The sequence below is a fragment of the Methylobacterium nigriterrae genome (assembly GCF_037106235.1).
Taxonomy (GTDB): Bacteria; Pseudomonadota; Alphaproteobacteria; order Rhizobiales; family Beijerinckiaceae; genus Methylobacterium; species Methylobacterium nigriterrae.
The window spans coordinates 79,106-97,298 of sequence record NZ_JBAWTG010000001.1; the positions used below are offsets into that span (position 1 = coordinate 79,106).

The following is an 18,193-nucleotide window of genomic DNA, read 5'->3' on the forward strand; positions in this document are numbered from 1 at the left end:
CCGGTCAGCTGTCGAGCTCGCTGTCCCAGTAAAGGTAGTCGAGCCAGGTGTGGTGATACTGCCGGTGATCGAATTCCGGCTGGCGGTGGTGCAGCTCGTAGCGGGTGGGGCGGCGCGGCTCGTGGAGGAGCGGCATGTCCGCCTCGTTCGGCGTGCGGTTCGCCTTGCGCAGGTTGCAGGGCGAGCAGGCTGCGACGACGTTCTCCCAGGTCGACAGGCCGCCGCGCGAGCGCGGCACCACGTGGTCGAAGGTCAGGCCGCCCGAGGGCAGGCGCAGGCCGCAATACTGGCAGGAGAACGTGTCGCGCAGGTAGATGTTGTAGCGGGTGAAGGCCGGCGTGCGCGCCAGCGTGACGTAGTTCTTGAGGGCCACGACGCTCGGCACCCGGAGCGAGCGGCTGGGCGAGCGGGCCTCGACGTCGTAGCTCGCCACGAGCGTGACCCGGTCGAGGAACAGGGCGGTGAAGGCGTCCTTCCAGGACCAGAGCGAGAGCGGATTGTAGGAGAGCGGCCGGTAATCCGCGTTGAGGACGAGGGTTTGGAGGTCCATCATCGGCGCAACTCTCGGAACGGATCTGTCAGGGGACAACGCGGCGGAATCGGCCGGCGCGCTGTCCCGGCGCGGTGAAAGATGAGCGCCCCGGACGGCCCGGATCGTCCCGGGCGGCGTTGACCGGGCCCGGCGCGAGCGGGGCCGGCCGGGCTTGGGCGCGGTGCGATCGGGACGGGGAGGGACGGCGGATCGGGGCGCTCACGGCGGTCGCCGCGGGCGCGGACGCCCGGTGCGTGGCGGGGCTGAGCGACGGGCTCGATCAGCGCCACCTCCTCGCGTGAAAACGAAAAGGCCCTGTCCATCGAGGCTTAGTCTAATATCAGCGTGACATGCTTGTGAAGGTTGGCGTACGACCCGAGACGCCGCACCCACAGGCATGCCTTGCGCTGGGCGCGTGGCGGCCGCCACGCGGTCCGTTGTCCCGGCAACCGGGTGGGCAGGAGTAACCTTTCGCCCTATTGATCGGCCATGGGGCAGGTTTAGGACGGGGCCTTCGGCCAAGCCGGGGCCCCGGCGGGACCGCGAGGGGCGTCGAGCCCGGCGCCTGCTGCCCGCGTCGCCGGGAGCGGCGCTGCGCCCCGAAATCATCTCAGCGCCGCCCGGCCACGACTCCGAGCGGCCGCGCACGCCCGGATACGCCGGACCCGGCGAACCCGGGCGGCGCCCGACGAAAGGACGTTCATGAGCCGTCGCCCGCTCACGCGCAGCCCGCGCCTTTCCGCCCTCGCCGCCGCCGTGCTCGGCGCGCTGCTCCTCGCGCCGCTCGGCGCCGCCGGCCAGGCCGTCACGGCGCCCGCCACCGAGCAGCCGAAGCCGGCCGCGCCGGGAGGAGCGCCTGCCAAGCCGCCTCAGGGAAGCGGCGCGGAGGGGAAGGCCACCGGGGCCAAGCCGGCCGACGCGAAGGCCGGCGAGGCCAAACCCGCTGAGGCCAAACCCGCTGAGGCCAAGCCCGCTGAGGCCAAGCCGGCGCCGCCGAAGCCGGAGGTGCCGGAGGCCCTCAAGAAGGTGCGCGCCAAGCTTGACGCGGCCAAGGCCGACCTGACGCAGCGCGAGAAGGAGCTCGGCCGCCAGGATCTGACGCCGGTCGATCTCGCCCGCATCCGCGACGGCATCGGTCCCGTGGCCGACGAGATCCGGACCATCATCGGCCGGCTCGACGCGCCGCTCGAATCGGCGCGCGAGCGACTGACCCAGCTCGGACCGAAGCCGAAGGACACCGAGGAGAGCCCGGAGGTCGCGCAGGAACGGCTCGAGCGCGAGGCCTCCGTCGTCAGGCTCGACGAGACGCAGCGCCTCGCGCGCTCGCTCCTCGTGCAGAGCGATCAGATCGTCGACCGCGTCTCGAACCGGCGCCGCGAATCCTTCACCAGGGGCCTGTTCGAGCGCTCTCAGGCGCTCGTCACCCCGAGCCTGTGGTCGAAGGTCGCCGCCGACATGCCCCGCGACCTGCGGGCCCTGCAGAGCGCGCTCTCCGACATCGTGCTGCTGTTCAACCGGAACGGCACACTCGCGAACCTGCTGCTGCTCGGCCTCGCCTTCGGCGTCTCGGCGGCCCTCTATTTCGGCCGCCGCAACATCGCGCCGCGGCTCGGCCGTCGCGACGCCAGCAAGGTCGACCCGTCCCGCCGCCAGAAGCTGCTCGGCGCGTGGCGCGTCATCCTGCTCGGCACGGTGCCGGCCGTCCTCGGCAGCTACGCCATCTACTACGCCCTCGACGCGACCGATCTGCTGCCCTCGCGGCTCCTGCCGGTGGCGGGCGCGATCGTCAGCGGCTTGGCCTTCATCGCCTTCGTGGAGGCCCTCTGCGACGCCCTGCTGTCGCCCGACAAGCCGGCCTGGCGCCCGGCGCCCGTGAGCGACGCGGCGGCCTCGCGCGTGACCCGGCTCGCGGTCGGCATCGCCACCGTCATCACGGTGGTGAAGTCGATCGAGGCGCTCAATTCCGGCATCTCGGCGGCCCTGCCGATCTCGATCGCGACCCGCGGCATCGGGGCGCTCGCCATGGTGCTGATCCTCGCCATCGGCCTGCACCGGTTCGCCGACCGAGAGGAGGAGGAGGAAGCCTGCCTCGGCCCCTACGTGCCGACCCGGACGACGACCGGCATCGGCGGCCCGGCCCGCCTGTTCGGCTGGGTCGCGGTCGTCGTGATCGCGGTGGCGGACGTCGTCGGCTACGTGGCCTTCTCGGCCTTCCTGATCGATCAGCTCGTCTGGACCACGAGCCTGCTGGTGCTGCTCTATCTCATGGTGCAGAGCGCCGATGCCTTCATCGGCGGCTCGCTCAGCGGCGAGACCCGTATCGCCACGACGCTCCAGGCGAATACCGGCCTGCGCAAGCGCTCACTCAACCAGATCGCGGTGCTGGCGACCGGCGCGGCCCGCGTCTTCCTGTTCCTGGTGGTGGCGCTCCTCGTGCTCGCGCCCTGGGGGCTCGACTCGACCGACATCTTCTCGTCGGTCCGCACGGCCTTCTTCGGCTTCAAGGTCGGCGACGTCACGATCTCGCTCTCGACGATCGTGCTGGGAATCGGGATCCTGGTGCTCGGCGTGATCATCACGCGGGCGATTCAGCGCTGGCTGGAGCACACCTACCTGCCGGCCACCGACCTCGATGCCGGCCTGCGCAACTCGATCTCGACGGTCAGCGGCTATTGCGGCTTCCTGCTCGCGCTGGCGCTCGCCTTCTCGTATCTGGGCCTCAGCCTCGAGAAGCTCACGATCGTGGCCGGCGCCCTCTCGGTCGGTATCGGTTTCGGCCTGCAATCGATCGTCAACAACTTCGTGTCCGGCCTGCTGCTCCTGTGGGAGCGGCCGATCCGCGTCGGGGACCAGGTGCTGATCGGCGACAGCGAGGGCATCGTGAAGCGGATCTCGGTGCGCTCCACCGAGATCCAGACCTTCGACCGCTCGGCCGTGATCGTGCCGAACTCGAACCTTATCTCCGGCGTGGTGAAGAACCGGGTGCGCGGCGACCGCACCGGCCGCGTCTCGATCACGGTCGGCGTCCTACGCAACCAGGACCCGGTGCTGGCGGCCGAGCTGATCGCGGGCTGCGCCAGCGCCCATCCGGACGTGCTCAAGGAGCCGGCGCCGCGGGTGGTGTTCCGCAAGATCGGCGATACCTACCTCGACTTCGAGCTGATCGCCATGATCGTCGACGTCGGCCTGAGCCTGAAGGTGCAGACGGACTTGAACTTCGCGGTGTTCAGGACCTTATCAGAGGCCGGTCTGATCCCGCCGATGGGCCCGGGCGCCAGCATCGTGACGGTGCAGGGGCTCGACGGGATGCAGGATGCGCTGGGCGAGATCGCGGGCAAGTTCGGCCGCGCCCCGCCCGACCGGCGCGACGCGCCGGCAGTCGAGGATGCGCGCCCCGCGCCCGAGACACCGGAGGAGCCCGAGCCCATGCGCTCGGTCGCACCCCGGGACCTCGGCCGCCGGAGCGCCGGGGGATAGGGCGAGGAACAGTGGACGAGGTGAAGGTGGGGCGTCGACGGTTGCGTGCGGGTTGTCTCGCGAATGGCCTCGCCGGCCTTGCGGCCGCGGCCCTGCTGGCGGGTTGCGCGGGCGAGCCGCGGGCGAACTCGGCGCTGCCGAGCCTGTACTGGCCGCTCACCACCAACACCGCGCATCTCGACACCGGTGCGGCGCGCGACATGATCTCGGCCTACCGGCGCGGCAAGGGCGGGACGGCGCTCGCCCTCGATCCAGAATTGCAGCGGCTCGCCGAGACCGAGGCCGCCGCCATGGCGGTCGCCGACCGGCCGAGCAAGGCGCAGACCGTGAAGGCGGCCGTGGAGCGGCTCGGCTACGGCTCGGCCGAGGCCAACCTCTCCGCGGGCTACCACACCCTGGCGGAAGCCTTCTCGGGCTGGCGCGACAGCCCGCCCCACAACGCCGTGATGCTCGATCCCGCGGCGACCCGCATGGGCATCGCCACCGCCTACGCGCCGAATTCCAAGTACAAGGTCTACTGGGCGCTGCTGGTGGCCAAGTGAGCCGGTTCGCGCGATTCGCCCTCAGCGCAGGCCCTTCAAGGGGGTCGGCGGCGCCTCCTTGAGGAGCGTCACCGTCACCCGGCGATTGGCCGCGAGGTAGGGATTGTCGGGGAACAGCGGCTCGGTGTCGGCCTTGCCGGTGACCGAGGCGAAGCGGTCATCCGGCACGCCGGCGCCGGCCAGGATCTCGCGCACGCTGATGGCGCGGCTCGCCGAGAGCTCCCAGGGCGGGGCAGGGGGGCGCGTGCCGGGCCGGTCGGTGGCCGTGAAGCCCGAGATCGCGACCCGGTTCGGGAGCTGGCGGATCGCCGGGGCGAGCCGCTCGAGGAGGCGCCGCGTGCGGTCGTTCGGCCGGCTCGAGCCGTCCGGGAACATCGAGCGGCCGTCCTGGTCGACGATCGACACCTCGAGCCCCTTCGTGCTCGGCGCGATGACGATGTTCTTCGACAGCTCCGCGATCTCGGGCATGTCCTGCAGCGCCTGGCGAAGGGAGGCGGCGGCGAGGCCGAAATTCTCGGCCTCACCGCGGTCGGTCAGGCCGATCTCGGCGCTCTGCTCGAGGGAGGGCGGGGTGGTGCGGTCGCTCGCGCGCTCGGGCGGCACGTCGCGCAGGTACTTGACGTGGTCGGCGGTGGGCAGACCCATCGACTCGATGATGCCGGCGAATTTCGAATCCTTGTTCACCCCGAAGGCGTCGCGCATCGAGCCCGCCACCACCTGCATCTTCTTCTGATCCTGCGTGGAATACGCGGCGATCATCACGAAGAAGCTCATCAGGAGCGCCATCAGGTCGGCGAAGGTGACGAACCAGCCGTGGCCGCCATGGGCGCCGCCGCGCTTCTTCTTGGCCACCGGGCGGCCCTCCTATCGCGCGCGCGGCCTCACGCGGCCTCCGCGGCGAGCTCGTCGCGGTGGTTGTGCGGCAGGTAGGCGATCAGCATCTCGCGCACGAGCGACGAGCTCTTTTGGTCGCGGATCAGCAGGATGCCGTCGATGATCAGCGAGCGGGAGACGTCCTCCTCCTCGAGCTTCACGTGAAGCTTGTCGGCGAGCGGGAGGGTGATCATGTTGGCGATGAGCGCCCCGTAGAGGGTCGCGAGCAGCGCGGTCGCCATGGCGGGGCCGAGCTTCGAGGGATCGGACATGTTGGCGAACATCGTCACCATGCCGAGGATCGTGCCGATCATGCCCCAGGCCGGCGCACAATCGCCGAAGGCCCGGTAGATCTTCGAGCCTTCGTCGAGATGCATCAGGAAGTTGTCGCGGTCGCGCTCCATCGTGTCGCGGATGAACTCGCGGTCGTAGCCGTCGGCGATGTAGCGCGCGCCCTGCGCCAGGAACGGGTCCGAGATCTCCATGTTCTCGAGCGCCATCGGGCCGCTCTTGCGCACGACGTCGGCGATCTTGGTGATCTCGTCGATGAGGTCGCGCGGCTTCACCGAGCGCATGGTGAAGGCGAATCGCAGGCCCATCGGCAGGCCGTGCATGATCGTCGAGAAGGGAAAGCGCATCATGGTGGCGGCGGTGGCGCCGCCGAAGATCACGATCAGCGCGTGCTTGTCGAAATAGGCGGCGAAGTTGCCGCCGTCGATCATGATCAGCGTGAAGACCACGCCGAGGCCGCCGAGCAGACCGACACCGGTTGCGAGATCCATGACGAGGTGGCCTGACGGTGGGCGGAACGCGGGAGCGCGGCCTTGAGCGAAGTCCGTCCCGATCGATACGGAATCTCGCTGAACGAACCGTAAAAATGGCCGTCCGCCCGGCCCCGCCCGTCATGCGGCGTTCAGGCAGGATCGCGCATAAGCCGTTCTGCGATCGGTGATTGTCGGCTCTCGGAGAGGTCCGAAGCCGAATCGCGGCGAAGGGCCCGGCGCACAGGGCCCGCGCCGGGGGCTGGTTTCGGAGCTTTTGATGTCGATGGTTCGTCTCTACGCGCGGGTCATGGGGCTTCTCGGGGCCGACAAGCGCCTCGCGCTCGGGCTCGCCTTCGCCAACGTGGCGCTGGCGGTGGCGGCCTTCGCCGAGCCGCTTCTGATGGGCCGCATCATCGACCAGCTCACCCATCTCACCCGCGGCGCCAACGCCTTCGCCGCCATGGTGCCGCTGATCGTCGCCTGGGTGGCCTTCGGCTTCTTCACGATCGTGGCGGGCGTCGCCATCGCGCTCCACTCCGACCGGCTGGCCCACCGCAACCGCCTCTCCACCATGGCGAACTACTTCGAGCACGTCCTCGACTTGCCGCTCGCCTTCCACTCGTCGAACCATTCGGGCCGCGTGCTCAAGGCGATGCTCGAGGGCACGAACGGCATGTCCTGGCTCTGGCTCGGATTCTTCCGCGACCACTTCGCCGCCCTGGTCTCGCTCGGCGTTCTGCTGCCGCTGACGCTGTTCGTGAACTGGCAGCTCGGCTCGATCCTGGTCGTCCTCGTCGTGGTGTTCACCGCGCTCACCACCTTCGTGATGCGCCGGACGGAGGCCCTGCAGGGCCAGGTCGAGCACTATCATTCGGGGCTCGCCGCGCATGCCTCGGACGCGCTCGGCAACGTCGCGGTGATCCAGTCCTTCACCCGCGCCAAGGCCGAGAAGGAGGCGATGCACGGCATCATCCGCAACCTGCTCGCCGCGCAGATCCCGGTCCTGTCGTGGTGGGCGCTCGCCGCGGTCGCCACCAAGGCCTCGGCCACGCTGACGATGACCGCCATCTTCATCACCGGCATCGTCCTGTACCAGGCCGGTTCGACGACGGTCGGCGAGGTGGTGGCCTTCATGAGCCTCGCGACCATGCTGGTGGCGCGCCTCGACCATGTCGTCAGCTTCGTCAACGGCCTGTTCCAGCAGGCGCCCAAGATGGCCGAGTTCTTCGAGATCGTGGACACCGTGCCGGCCGTGCGCGACCGCCCGAACGCTAAGGCCGTGGCCCGGTTCGAGGGCGAGGTCAGCTTCGAGGATGTCGGCTTCAGCTATGACGGCCGCCGCCGGGCGCTGGAGGGCGTGTCTTTCACCGCCCGTGCCGGCGAGACGGTGGCGCTCGTCGGCACCACCGGCTCGGGCAAGTCGACGACGCTCGGCCTCCTGCATCGGACCTTCGACCCGCAGAGCGGCGCGATCCGGATCGACGGCACCGATATCCGCGACATCGGCCTGGCATCGCTGCGCCACAACATCGGCGTCGTCTTCCAGGAGCCGATGCTGTTCGCCCGCTCGATCCGCGAGAACCTGCAGGTCGGCCGCCCCGACGCCACCGACGCCGAGATGCTCGACGCGCTCGAGCGCGCCCAGGCCAGCGAATTCATGGCGTGCCAGCCCGATGGGCTCGACACCGTTATCGGCGAGCGCGGCCGCTCGCTCTCGGGGGGCGAGCGCCAGCGCCTCTCGATCGCCCGCGCGCTCCTCAAGAACCCGCCGGTGCTGATCCTCGACGAGGCCACCAGCGCCCTCGACGCCGCCACCGAGCGCAAGCTTCAGGGCGCGCTCGAGGCCGTGATGGAGGGCCGCACCACCTTCGTGATCGCCCACCGCCTCGCCACGATCCGCGACGCCGACCGCATCCTCGTCTTCCACGAGGGCCGGATCGTCGAGGCAGGCACCTTCGACGCGCTCGTCGCCGAGGGCGGCCGCTTCGCCGAACTCGCCCGGGCGCAGTTCATGGCGGCGGAGGCGGAGGAGATGCCGCTCGCGGCCTGAGGCGGGCCGTCTCCGGCGGGGTGATCCACGCAACAAAGCGGCCCGCCCCCTTTCGGGAAGCAGGCCGGTGAAGGTGGAAACATCGCATGGAGCATAGGGCAAAGTCACCGAACCGTCATTCGGTTCCGGGCGCGGGGACGCCGAGCGTACGATCCCTTCCCGAAGAGGCGCTCAGAGCAAGGCGGCCCGGTCGTGCCGCGCCTGCATGCGGGCCTGGAGGCGCCGACGCTTGGCCGCGATCACGGTGCCGTTGATCTCGCCGCCGAACAGGAACATCGCGGCGAGCCAGTAGAGGAAGACGAGGAACACCATCGCGGTGGCGAGGCCTCCGTATGTGGAGGCGTACGCGTTCGAGAACCGGTCGAGGTAGTAGCCGAAGCCGAGGCCCGCGAGGAACCAGAGCAGCAGCGTCACGCCGACTCCCGGCAGAACCGACCAGACCGAGCGCCGCCCCGCCGCCACGAATTTGTGGGCGATGATCAGCACGCTCGCGATCAGGAAGGCCGTGACGCCGATCCGCCCGATCGCCACCGTGAGGCTGAGGGGCTCCAGCCCGGGGGCCACGCTGAGGACGTTGCGCCAGATCAGCGGCCCCAGCACCACGAGAAACGCGAAGGCCAGCATCGCGAAGGCGCCGCAGATCACGTAGCCGATCGATTCGAGGCGCGTCAGCCACCAGGGCCGCACCTCGCGCAGGCCATAGGCACGGTTGAGCCCGACCCGCAGGCTCTCGACCCCCGAGGACGAGAAGTACAGGGCCAGCACCGCGCCGATCGTCAGCACCCCGCCGCGCTGCTCGGTGAGCACCCGGTGCATCTCGTTGACGATGGGCTTGGCCACCTCCCGGGGCCAGGCCTCGAAGATCAGGACGCCCGCCTCGTCGGCGAGCGATTTCGTGCCGAACAGGCCGGCGAGGGCCGCGAGCAGGATCAGGAACGGGAACAGCGAGGTCAGGATCGAGAGCGCGATGTGGCTCGCGATCGCCCAGCCGTCATGGGCAACGAAGCGCTGCGCGGCGATCCCTGCGACTTCGAGGCTGGTACGGAGGCGTCTCACGACAGGGTCGGGTCTCGCTCGAACGGCGCGGCGTGCCGGCCGGATACGAGGGTGGCGGGCCGCCTTCGTCAACGCGCCATGCCGGCGGGCGCGCAGTTCCGGCCCACATGCCGCACGATGTGAAGGATCCGGGCAACGCTTCGCGCGCCGCATGGGTCCCGCACGCGATTGTCGATTGTGCTCGCGGCCCCACCGTGGTGCCTGCGGCGGCCATGTCCCAGAGCAACGCCGTTCCCGCCGCGCGCCTCGTCCCGAGCCTGTTCGTGGTCATCTGGGCGACGGGCTTCATCGCGGCCCGGTTCGTCGCGCCCTACGCGGAGCCGCTGAGCTTCGTGGCGGCCCGCGTCGCCGGCGTCGCGCTCGTCCTCGCCGGCATCGCCTGGGCGGCAGGCGCGCGCTGGCCGCGCGGGGTCGCGGGATGGCGCGACCCGCTCATCGCGGGCGTGCTGATGCAGGGCCTCTACGTGATCGGCGTGTTCTGGTCGGTGCATCGCGGCCTGCCGGCAGGCATCGCGGCCCTCGTCGGGAGCCTGCAGCCGCTGCTCACCGCGATGCTGGCGCGCCCCCTGCTCGGAGAGTTCGTGAGCCGGCGGCGCTGGCTCGGCATCGGCGTCGGCTTCGTCGGCGCGGGTCTCGTGCTCGCCCCGAAGGTCGGCGCGGCCGGCGCCTCCGGCATCCCGCCAATGGCGCTCGCCGCCTGCCTCGGCGCCATGGCGGCGATGACGCTGGGCACGCTCTGGCAGAAGCGCACGACCGCCGGCGTCGACCTCCTCACCAATGCCTGCGTGCAGTTCGTGGGCGCTGGATGCCTCGCGATCCCGATGGCGCTCGCCTTCGAGGCGGGCCGCTTCGAGCCGGTCCTGCCGCTCGCCCTCGGCATGGCCTGGTCGATCCTCGTGAACTCGGTGGCTGGAATCCTGCTCCTGCTCTGGCTGATCCGGCGCGGGGCGGTGGCGGGCGTCGCCTCGCTGCTGTTCCTGGTGCCGCCCGTCTCGGCCGCCATGGCCTATGCGCTGTTCGGCGAGGCGCTGACGGGCCTGCAATTGGCGGGCATGGCGGTGGCCGCCGCGGGCGTGGCGATCGCGAACCGCGGCTGACCAAAAGTATAATGCATTCAGGGGTGATGGAGGCTGGGGGGCGGCAAGAAACCACTACTGTGCCGGCGATCCTGCCTATAATGACCCTCAGCACCGAACATTTCTGAGAGTTTGATACATGTCCGCATCCCCCGCCGTCTCGCACGCGCCGCAGGACCTCGTCGCGCTGGGCCGCGACGCGGCCGTCTCCGCCGGGAAGCTCGTCGCCGAGGCGACGCGTCGCGTCCGCGCCCGGGTCCTGTCCGCCGACGGCAAGATCGATCCGGCCAAGCTCGAGGCCGAGCAGCACGCCGCGCACGGCCTCGCCTGGCTCGCGACCTACGGCGAGGCCGTGCGCGAGCTCACGCAATACGCCGCGACCCTGCAGGAGGCCGGCCGTCTCGGCGAGACCGAGACGCTCCTCGTGAAGATCGGCCTGGGCGAGTATCTCGACCAGATGTTCGGCGGCATCCCGATGAGCCAGGGCGAGATGGTGCGCCCGACCACCTCGCTCGGACTCTCGGCGCGCGAGCTCGCCCAGTTCCGCACCGACGCGGTCGAGGCGGTGATCGCCGAGGGCAACACCCCGGAGAACCGCGCGGCGCTCGTCTCGAGGATCCGCGACGGCGGCGGCTCGGCCACGGTCGGCGATTCCGGCCTCGACGAGGACATGGAGGCGATCCGCTCCGAGATGCGCCGCTTCGGCAAGGCCGAGGTGGCGGACAAAGCCCAGGAATGGCACCGCGAGAATGCCTACATCCCGATGCAGATCATCGAGAAGATGGCCGAGCTCGGCGTGTTCGGCCTGACGATCCCCGAGGAATACGGCGGCATGGGCCTGCCGAAGATCTCGATGTGCGTGGTCTCCGAGGAGCTCTCCCGCGCCTATATCGGCGTCGGCTCGCTCGGCACCCGCACGGAGATCGCAGCCGAGCTGATCCTCTGCGGCGGCACCGAGGAGCAGAAGCAGCGATTCCTGCCGAAGCTCGCGAGCGGAGAGATCCTGCCCACCGCCGTCTTCACCGAGCCGAACACGGGCTCGGACCTCGCCTCGCTCCGGACCAAGGCGGTGAAGGACGGCGACGTCTGGAAGATCTCGGGCAACAAGACTTGGATCACCCATCCCGTGCGCGCCGACATCATGACGGTCCTCGTGCGCACGAAGCCGGAGGAGAAGGGCCACAGGGGCCTCTCGATGCTGATCGCCGAGAAGCCGCGCGGCGACGATTCGGACCCGTTCCCGGTGCAGGGGCTCTCCGGCGGCGAGATCGAGGTGCTCGGCTACCGCGGCATGAAGGAATACGAGCTCGCCTTCGAGAATTTCGAGGTGCCGGCCGCGAACCTGCTCGGCGAGGTCGAGGGCAAGGGCTTCGCCCAGCTCATGCAGACCTTCGAATCGGCCCGGATCCAGACGGCGGCCCGCGCCATCGGCGTGGCGCAATCGGCTCTCGACGTGGGCCTGCGCTACGCCGAGGAGCGGGTGCAGTTCGGCAAGGCGCTAGTGAACTTCCCGCGCGTGGCCGACAAGCTCGCCATGATGGCGGTGGAGATCAACATCGCCCGCCAGCTCACCTACTTCTCCGCCCGCGAGAAGGACGAGGGCAAGCGCTGCGACCTCGAGGCGGGCATGGCCAAGCTTCTCGGCGCCCGCGTCGCCTGGGCGGCGGCCGACAACGCCCTGCAGATCCACGGCGGCAACGGCTTCGCGCTCGAATACACGGTGAGCCGCATCCTCTGCGACGCCCGCATCCTCTCGATCTTCGAGGGCGCGGCCGAGATCCAGGCCCAGGTCATCGCCCGCCGCCTGCTCGAGCAGGCGTGAGTCGAGGCCGGCGCGGAACACACCAACCGCGGGTCTTCGAGCCGGGGCGCACGCGCCCCGGCCCAATGTCTCGCATCGCGTCCTCGCGCATCGGCGGCAGGAAGTCGGATTGAAATTCAATATACGGCCGTGCAGCCTGAAACAAAACCGGTCGATCGGGCCGCCCGGAGCGGTCGCAACCTTCCGTCCCGCATGATCTCCTGTGAAATGATGCGTGGATGTGTTCGGCCTGAAACTATCATTCTCCCGTCCGGAACGAGACGCGACTGATTCGCGCTCGCGACGCCTGGGAGGGTCCGATGGCGAGGCCGAGGAAAGCGCCCGCGCGCACGTTCGATGCGCTGCCCGATACGGTCGACTTCCGGGACACGCTCTACATCCCGGCGCTCGTCGCGGTGAGCGCGATCTCCGACCTCGCGGCCTACCGGAAATTCGGGATCCCGGTGCTGGATCAGGGTCGCGAGGGCGCCTGCACGGGCTACGGCCTCGCGACCGTGGCGAATTACCTCCTGCGGGCCCGCGGCAAGGACCCGAGCGCGGATGAGGTGAGCGCCTGGATGCTCTACACCATGGCCAAGCGCTACGACGAGTGGCCGGGCGAGGATTACGACGGCTCGAGCGCCCGCGGCGCCATGAAGGGCTGGCACAAGCACGGGCTCTGCGCGAAGCGGCTCTGGGAGGATGGCGCCCGCGACCGCACGCTGACGGAAGCGCGCTCGGCGGACGCGCTCCTGCGGCCGCTCGGCGCCTATTTCCGGGTCAATCACCGGGACCTCGTCGCGATGCACGCCGCGATCAGCGAAGTCGGGGTACTCTACGCGACGGCGAGCGTCCACGAGGGCTGGCAGCAGCTGCGCCCGGGCGACGAGCGCATCGCCTACCAGCCCGGAGCCGTCCCGATCGGCGGACACGCCTTCGCGATCGTCGGCTACGACCGGGATGGCTTCTGGATCCAGAACAGCTGGGGGCGCGACTGGGGCGCCGACGGCATCGCCCTCGTCACCTAGGCGGACTGGCTCGCGAACGGAACGGACGTGTGGGTGGCCGCGCTCGGCGCGCCGATCCAGTTCGCGCAGCCCGTCGCCTCCGCCGCGATGCTGTCGGTCGCGCCCCGCAGCTACGAGAGCCGGATCTATTCCGAGCTGCGTCCGCACATCATCACCGCGACGAACGACGGCATCCTCGATGACAAGGGCGCCTACGGGCTCACGGAGGCCGGGCTTCAGGAGATCGTGACGCAACGGATGCCGCGCCGGATGGCGGCCTGGACCCGGAAGCGCGTGGTGCTCTACGCCCATGGCGGGCTCGTCGCCGAGGACGCCGCGATCCAGACCGTGGCCAGCAACCTCGACGCCCTCATGATGGCGGAGGTCTATCCGCTGTCCTTCATCTGGCGCTCCGACGCGCTCTCGACGCTCGGCAACATCCTGCGTGACGCCTTCGCGCGCCGCCGCAGCGAGGGAATCCTCGACGCGGCGAAGGACTTCATGCTCGACCGGATCGACGACACCTTGGAGCCGCTCGCCCGCTTCCTCGGCGGCAAGGCCCTGTGGGACGAGATGAAGGAGAACGCCACGCGCGCCACGACCCGCGCGAAGGGCGCGGCGCGCCTGACGGCCGGGCACCTCGTCGCGCTCGAGAAGGCCGGGACGATCGACGAGATCCACCTCGTCGGCCACAGCGCCGGTGCGATCTTCCAGGCGCACCTCGCGAGCCACCTTGCCGGTCAGGGCGTCCCGATCAAGAGCGTCACGCTCTGGGCTCCGGCCTGCACGATGGCGCTGTTCGACGCGCTGTACAGGCCGCTGATCGAGGGGAAGCAGATCGAGGCGTTCGACCTCTACACGCTCGACGACGCGACCGAGCAGGACGACGATTGCGCCAATATCTACCACAAGTCGCTGCTCTACCTCGTGCGCGCCGCGCTTGAGGAGACGGCCGGCATCTTCGGGGGCACGCCGCTACTCGGCCTCGAGCGGGACGCGAGATCCATCCCGGCCGCATTCTGGCGGACGAAGCGCGCCATCTGGCATCTGGCGCCGGGGCCCGACAGCAAGGCCCTGCACCACGGCGATTTCGACAACGATCCGACGACGCTCCTGTCGACGCTCCGGCGCATCACCGCGCAGGACCAGCCGGTGGCCGTCGTGCAGGCGGCGGTTTCGGACCGGACGCGGTCCCGGGGCGCCAACCGGCAGCTCCGGAGGAGGCTCGACCTGGTGCCGGCGCGCTGAGATCCCGGGGCGCCGCGCCATCGACGCCCGGTGAGACGGAACCGCGCCCCGCCTCACCGGCGAGGCGCGTCGTCCTACTTGGTCACCTTGACGGAGACCGGATCGCTCGAGGGGAAGGTCTCCTCCAGCGCCTCGTCGAGGCGCTCGCTCAGGGCCTCCTGCCGGTTCTCGGGGTTCTGCTTGTCGCCGGGCTTGGCGCTGCCCTGCTGGAAGCCGGGCTTGTCGGCGTTCGTCTGCTTCGTCTTCGCGTCCTCGGGCATCCTGCCTCTCCCTGATGACGGGGCACCGGAATGCGGCGCCGATGCCCGTCAACGCGAAGCGGCTCGGGTGTTTCCGCCTCGTCCGCGAGGCAGCGCCTCTCAGGCCGGCGCCACGGCGCGCGGACCGGCGGCGCTGCCGGCGCGGGCGCGCCCGAGCGCGGCCTCGCGCAGAACCGTCTCGTAGACGGCGGCCAGTCGGTCGAGATGGGCGTCGAGGCTGAGCGGCGCCGCCCAGTAGCGCGCATGCGCGGCCCGGCCGAGCCGGTCGGCGGTGGCGTCGTCCCGCAGGCGGGTGAGATGCGCCGCGAGCGCGTCCGGATCGCCCGAGCGGAACCAGAACCCGGTCTCGCCGTCCTCCACCGCCTCACGGCCGGCGCAGGCGTCGCTGACGATGACGGGGGTGCCGCAGGCGAGCGCCTCGTAGACGGTGAGGGGCTGGCCCTCGTACCAGACGCTCGGGAAGACGAGGGCGCGGGCGCCGCGCATCAGCGCCTGCACGGAGGGCGCGTCGCGCCAGCCGAGCAGCGTCGCCTCGGGGTAGCGCGCCTTCAGTTCCGCCGCCCGCTCGCCGTCGCCGACGAAGACCGCCCGCACCCCGGCCCGGCGCGCCGCTTCCGCGAAGATCGGCGCGCCCTTCTCGGTGGAGATGCGGCCGACGAACAGGAAATCGCCCGGGGGCGCCTCGCGGGGCGGCGCCTGCGCGACAGAGATCGGGTTGTCGACGCGGTGGAAGGTGGTGCCGCGGGGCAGGTGCTGGGCGACGACCCGCTCCTGCAGGTCGCTGATCGTGACGACGTGGCGGAACAGCTCGGGCAGGCGCGCCACCTGCGCGAGGCCGACATGCCGGGCGACCCGGGCGAGCTTGCGCGGATATGACTGTGCGTCGCAGTTCGCGGCGAGGCAGGCGCGCGACATCGGCGTGCGGTGGCAGATCCGGGCCGCCGGGTACTCGTAGAAGCCGCCGTTCGGACAGACGAGGAAGAACTCGTGCATCGTGTACAGGCAGGCGAGCCCGGAGGCCCGGATGGCGGTGCCGATCGCGGGCGAGAGCGCCTTGGCGAAGGCGTGGACGTGGACGAGCGTCTCGCGCGGGTCGAGCCCGGCGAGCTCGCGCGCCAGCGCCGCGGCGGCGCGCCCGTTCCAGATCGCCTGTGCGGCGAAGGCGAGCTTGCTCCGCGCCGTGGTGACGTCGTCCTGGTTCAGGCAGATCACCCGCACGCCGCCACCGGCGAGGCGCGGGTCGACCGGGCCGACGGCGGCGAAGAGGGTGACACGGTGCCCGCGTCCCGCGAAGCCGAGCGCCGAGTCGATCGCGACCCTGGCCTGCCCGCCGTTGACGTGGGCGTGATCGGCGACGATGAAGACGTGCACGGCGAGGCTTCCCGTCCCGAGGATCGGCCCACCCGTTTACCGGACGGCAGTTGATTGCCCGTAAACCGGGCCGATGCTCCCGCACCTGCGGTTGAGCGGACGGGGTCCGCCATGCACGTCGTCATCCTGGCGGAGTTCGCGGTTCCGAGCGGCGGCGCCGAGAAGGTCGCGCTCGAATCCGCGCACGGCCTCGCGGCGGCGGGCCACGAGGTCACCTATATCCAGGCCGTCGACGGGGCGGTCGACCCGCTCCTCGACCACCCGCGCCTGCGCCGTGTCTGCCTCGGCCTCCACGACGCCTGGACGCGTCCAGCGCTCGCGGCGGCGCTCTCCGGCATCTGGAACCGAACCGCCGCCGAACGCCTGGCACGCGCGCTCGCCGGACTGCCGCGCGCGCCGGACTGCATCCACCTCCACCAATGGACCCGCAGCCTCTCGCCCAGCATCTTCCCGGTCCTGTTCGGGACCGGCGCGCCCGTCGTCCTGACCCTGCACGATTACTTCCTGGCCTGCCCGAACGGCGTCCACTACCGGTTCGACCGGGACGAACCCTGCGGGCACGCGCCGCTGTCGGCCGGCTGCGTCGCCGCCCCTTGCGATTCGCGCAGCCGCGCTCACAAGCTCGTGCGGGTCGCCCGCACGGCCGCCCTCCGATGGGCGATCGGCCCGCGCCGGCTTCACGTCGTCCACATCTGCGATGAGAGCCGGGTTCGGATGGGTTCCATGCTCGGCGGCTATGCCCTGGAGCATCACCGCGTCGACAATCCCGTGCGCGTGACGCGCGAACCTCCGGCAAGCCCGGCGGCGGGCGACGCTCTCGTGTATGTCGGCCGCATGACCCGCGAGAAGGGTGCCGACCTCGTCGCCGAGGCGGCTCACGGCGCCGGGCTGCGGGCGCTCTTCATCGGGTCCGGCCCGCTCGAGGCGGAACTGCGCGGGCGCCCGGGAGTCGAGGTGCTCGGCTGGCAGACGCCCGAGGCGGCGCGCGCCGTCCTCCGGCAGCGCGCCCGGGCGCTCGCCGCCCCGTCGCGCTGGTTCGAGACCGGTCCGCTCACCGTCTACGAGGCGCTGGCCGCCGGTATCCCGGCAATCGTCTCGGAACGATCCGGTGCGTCCGAGAAGGTGCGCCACGGCGCCGGCGGCTTCGTGGTCGCGCCGGATCCGGACGCGCTCGCGGCGGCCGTCGCGGCGCTCGCCGACGAGACCCGCGCCGCGGCGATGGGAACCGCCGCGTATGCCGACTTCTGGGCGCGGCCGATGACGATGGCCGCGCATGCGCGCGACCTTTCCCTGCTGTACGACAGCATCGTGCCCAATCGTTCGTGTGCGGCGCAACAATCCCGGGGGCCGGCACCGGTCGGTGCGGTACCGGACACGCGCGATCTGAATATCGCCTAAGCTTCAGCGTCCCAAGCACAGACCGCGAGAGGGCCTGTTCGCGAAACTTGCGACCCGCTGCGCCGCATCGCCGACCTTTTTTGAAGGCTGTTCAGGAAAACTGTCATCAAATTGACGACTGACAGGCCTATGTCCTAGACTGATCCGAGGCGATTTGAGGCCGGCGGGCCTCCCGTGTCGACTCGTTCGAGCTTTGCTTCCGAGCGGCCTCACCCCGCCTTGACTTTCATGTTGCAATGCAACATAAGTCCGGTCGTTGCCCGCGGCCCCAGGCGCCGCGCCCGACGCAAGACGTTCGAGGAGACGACATGACGACCCAGACCTTCGAGATTCCGACCGAGATGCGCGATTTCGCCGAGAAGTCCGTCGACCAGGCGCGCAACGCCGTCGGCACCCTGATGAGCAATGCGCTCAAGGCTGCCGAGCAGGCGCAGAGCTCGAGTCAGACGTTCCAGTCGACGATGCAGGCCGCCGTCGCGAAGGGTTTCGACCACGCCCAGACGAACGCCAACGCGACCTTCGACTTCGCTCAGAAGCTCGTTCGCTCGAAGGACCTGCGCGAGGCGTTCGAGTTGCAGACGGAGTTCGTGCGCAGCCAGATCGCCGCTCTGCAGGCCCAGGCCAAGGATTTCGGCAGCCTCGCGCAGAACGCCGCTCGCTGAACGCGGAGCGACGGCCCGCCGCGCGGCGGGCCTGACACTGGAGTTCCGCTTCGCCAGCGAGGCGGAATTCCGACCA

At 70.5% G+C, this 18,193-nt stretch carries 15 protein-coding genes; 9 read left to right on the plus strand and 6 right to left on the minus strand.

The features are described from left to right. Positions 1 to 4: 4 nt before the first annotated feature. Positions 5 to 553, minus strand: a complete 549-nt coding sequence (locus WDW90_RS00380) for an HNH endonuclease (protein ID WP_336485269.1) — start codon at positions 551 to 553, stop codon at positions 5 to 7. Positions 554 to 1,234: 681 nt separating this feature from the next. Here WDW90_RS00380 and WDW90_RS00385 point away from each other — a divergent pair. Both WDW90_RS00385 and WDW90_RS00390 read left to right on the plus strand, forming a co-directional pair. Continuing rightward, complete coding sequence (locus tag WDW90_RS00385) at positions 1,235 to 4,009, plus strand: DUF3772 domain-containing protein (protein WP_336485270.1); 2,775 nt, start codon at positions 1,235 to 1,237, stop codon at positions 4,007 to 4,009. 26 nt (positions 4,010 to 4,035) lie between these two features. Continuing rightward, the gene (locus tag WDW90_RS00390; protein ID WP_431310948.1) at positions 4,036 to 4,551 is read left to right on the plus strand and encodes a CAP domain-containing protein; all 516 of its coding nucleotides are present in this window, start codon (positions 4,036 to 4,038) and stop codon (positions 4,549 to 4,551) included. A gap of 21 nt (positions 4,552 to 4,572) precedes the next feature. Here the strand turns inward: WDW90_RS00390 and WDW90_RS00395 are convergent, their stop codons facing one another. Beyond that, entirely contained in the window at positions 4,573 to 5,403 is an 831-nt protein-coding gene (locus tag WDW90_RS00395) for an OmpA/MotB family protein (RefSeq protein ID WP_336485271.1), read from the minus strand. Between the two features lie 29 nt (positions 5,404 to 5,432). Further along, on the minus strand, positions 5,433 to 6,206 hold the full coding sequence (locus WDW90_RS00400) for a motility protein A (protein WP_336485272.1): 774 nt from the start codon (positions 6,204 to 6,206) through the stop codon (positions 5,433 to 5,435). 259 nt (positions 6,207 to 6,465) lie between these two features. On the opposite strand from WDW90_RS00400, the gene WDW90_RS00405 reads away from it, so the two are divergent. Beyond that, positions 6,466 to 8,238, plus strand: coding sequence for a glucan ABC transporter ATP-binding protein/ permease (locus tag WDW90_RS00405; RefSeq protein WP_336485273.1), 1,773 nt, complete (start codon positions 6,466 to 6,468; stop codon positions 8,236 to 8,238). 171 nt (positions 8,239 to 8,409) lie between these two features. Here WDW90_RS00405 and WDW90_RS00410 read toward each other — a convergent pair whose 3' ends face one another. After that, positions 8,410 to 9,294 carry a YihY/virulence factor BrkB family protein gene (locus WDW90_RS00410; RefSeq protein ID WP_336485274.1) on the minus strand — a complete coding sequence of 295 codons (885 nt, stop codon included), beginning with the start codon at positions 9,292 to 9,294 and terminating at the stop codon, positions 8,410 to 8,412. 212 nt (positions 9,295 to 9,506) lie between these two features. Between WDW90_RS00410 and WDW90_RS00415 the strand changes: the two genes are divergently transcribed. From WDW90_RS00415 to WDW90_RS00430, 4 genes are all read left to right on the plus strand, one after another. Continuing rightward, the gene (locus WDW90_RS00415; protein WP_336485275.1) at positions 9,507 to 10,391 is read left to right on the plus strand and encodes a DMT family transporter; all 885 of its coding nucleotides are present in this window, start codon (positions 9,507 to 9,509) and stop codon (positions 10,389 to 10,391) included. A gap of 118 nt (positions 10,392 to 10,509) precedes the next feature. Next, positions 10,510 to 12,192, plus strand: a complete 1,683-nt coding sequence (locus WDW90_RS00420; protein WP_336485276.1) for an acyl-CoA dehydrogenase family protein — start codon at positions 10,510 to 10,512, stop codon at positions 12,190 to 12,192. Positions 12,193 to 12,491: 299 nt separating this feature from the next. Beyond that, positions 12,492 to 13,199, plus strand: a complete 708-nt coding sequence (locus WDW90_RS00425; RefSeq protein ID WP_336485277.1) for a C1 family peptidase — start codon at positions 12,492 to 12,494, stop codon at positions 13,197 to 13,199. A gap of 33 nt (positions 13,200 to 13,232) precedes the next feature. Continuing rightward, a complete protein-coding gene (locus WDW90_RS00430) occupies positions 13,233 to 14,426 on the plus strand; it encodes a hypothetical protein (protein WP_336485278.1) in 1,194 nt (397 codons plus the stop codon). 74 nt (positions 14,427 to 14,500) lie between these two features. Here WDW90_RS00430 and WDW90_RS00435 read toward each other — a convergent pair whose 3' ends face one another. Then, on the minus strand, positions 14,501 to 14,686 hold the full coding sequence (locus tag WDW90_RS00435) for a hypothetical protein (RefSeq protein WP_336485279.1): 186 nt from the start codon (positions 14,684 to 14,686) through the stop codon (positions 14,501 to 14,503). A gap of 99 nt (positions 14,687 to 14,785) precedes the next feature. Next, positions 14,786 to 16,057, minus strand: a complete 1,272-nt coding sequence (locus WDW90_RS00440) for a glycosyltransferase family 4 protein (protein WP_336485280.1) — start codon at positions 16,055 to 16,057, stop codon at positions 14,786 to 14,788. A 111-nt stretch (positions 16,058 to 16,168) separates the two neighbouring features. Between WDW90_RS00440 and WDW90_RS00445 the strand changes: the two genes are divergently transcribed. Beyond that, entirely contained in the window at positions 16,169 to 17,455 is a 1,287-nt protein-coding gene (locus WDW90_RS00445) for a glycosyltransferase (RefSeq protein ID WP_336485281.1), read from the plus strand. Between the two features lie 308 nt (positions 17,456 to 17,763). After that, the gene (locus WDW90_RS00450) at positions 17,764 to 18,117 is read left to right on the plus strand and encodes a phasin (RefSeq protein ID WP_336485282.1); all 354 of its coding nucleotides are present in this window, start codon (positions 17,764 to 17,766) and stop codon (positions 18,115 to 18,117) included. Positions 18,118 to 18,193 lie beyond the last annotated feature (76 nt).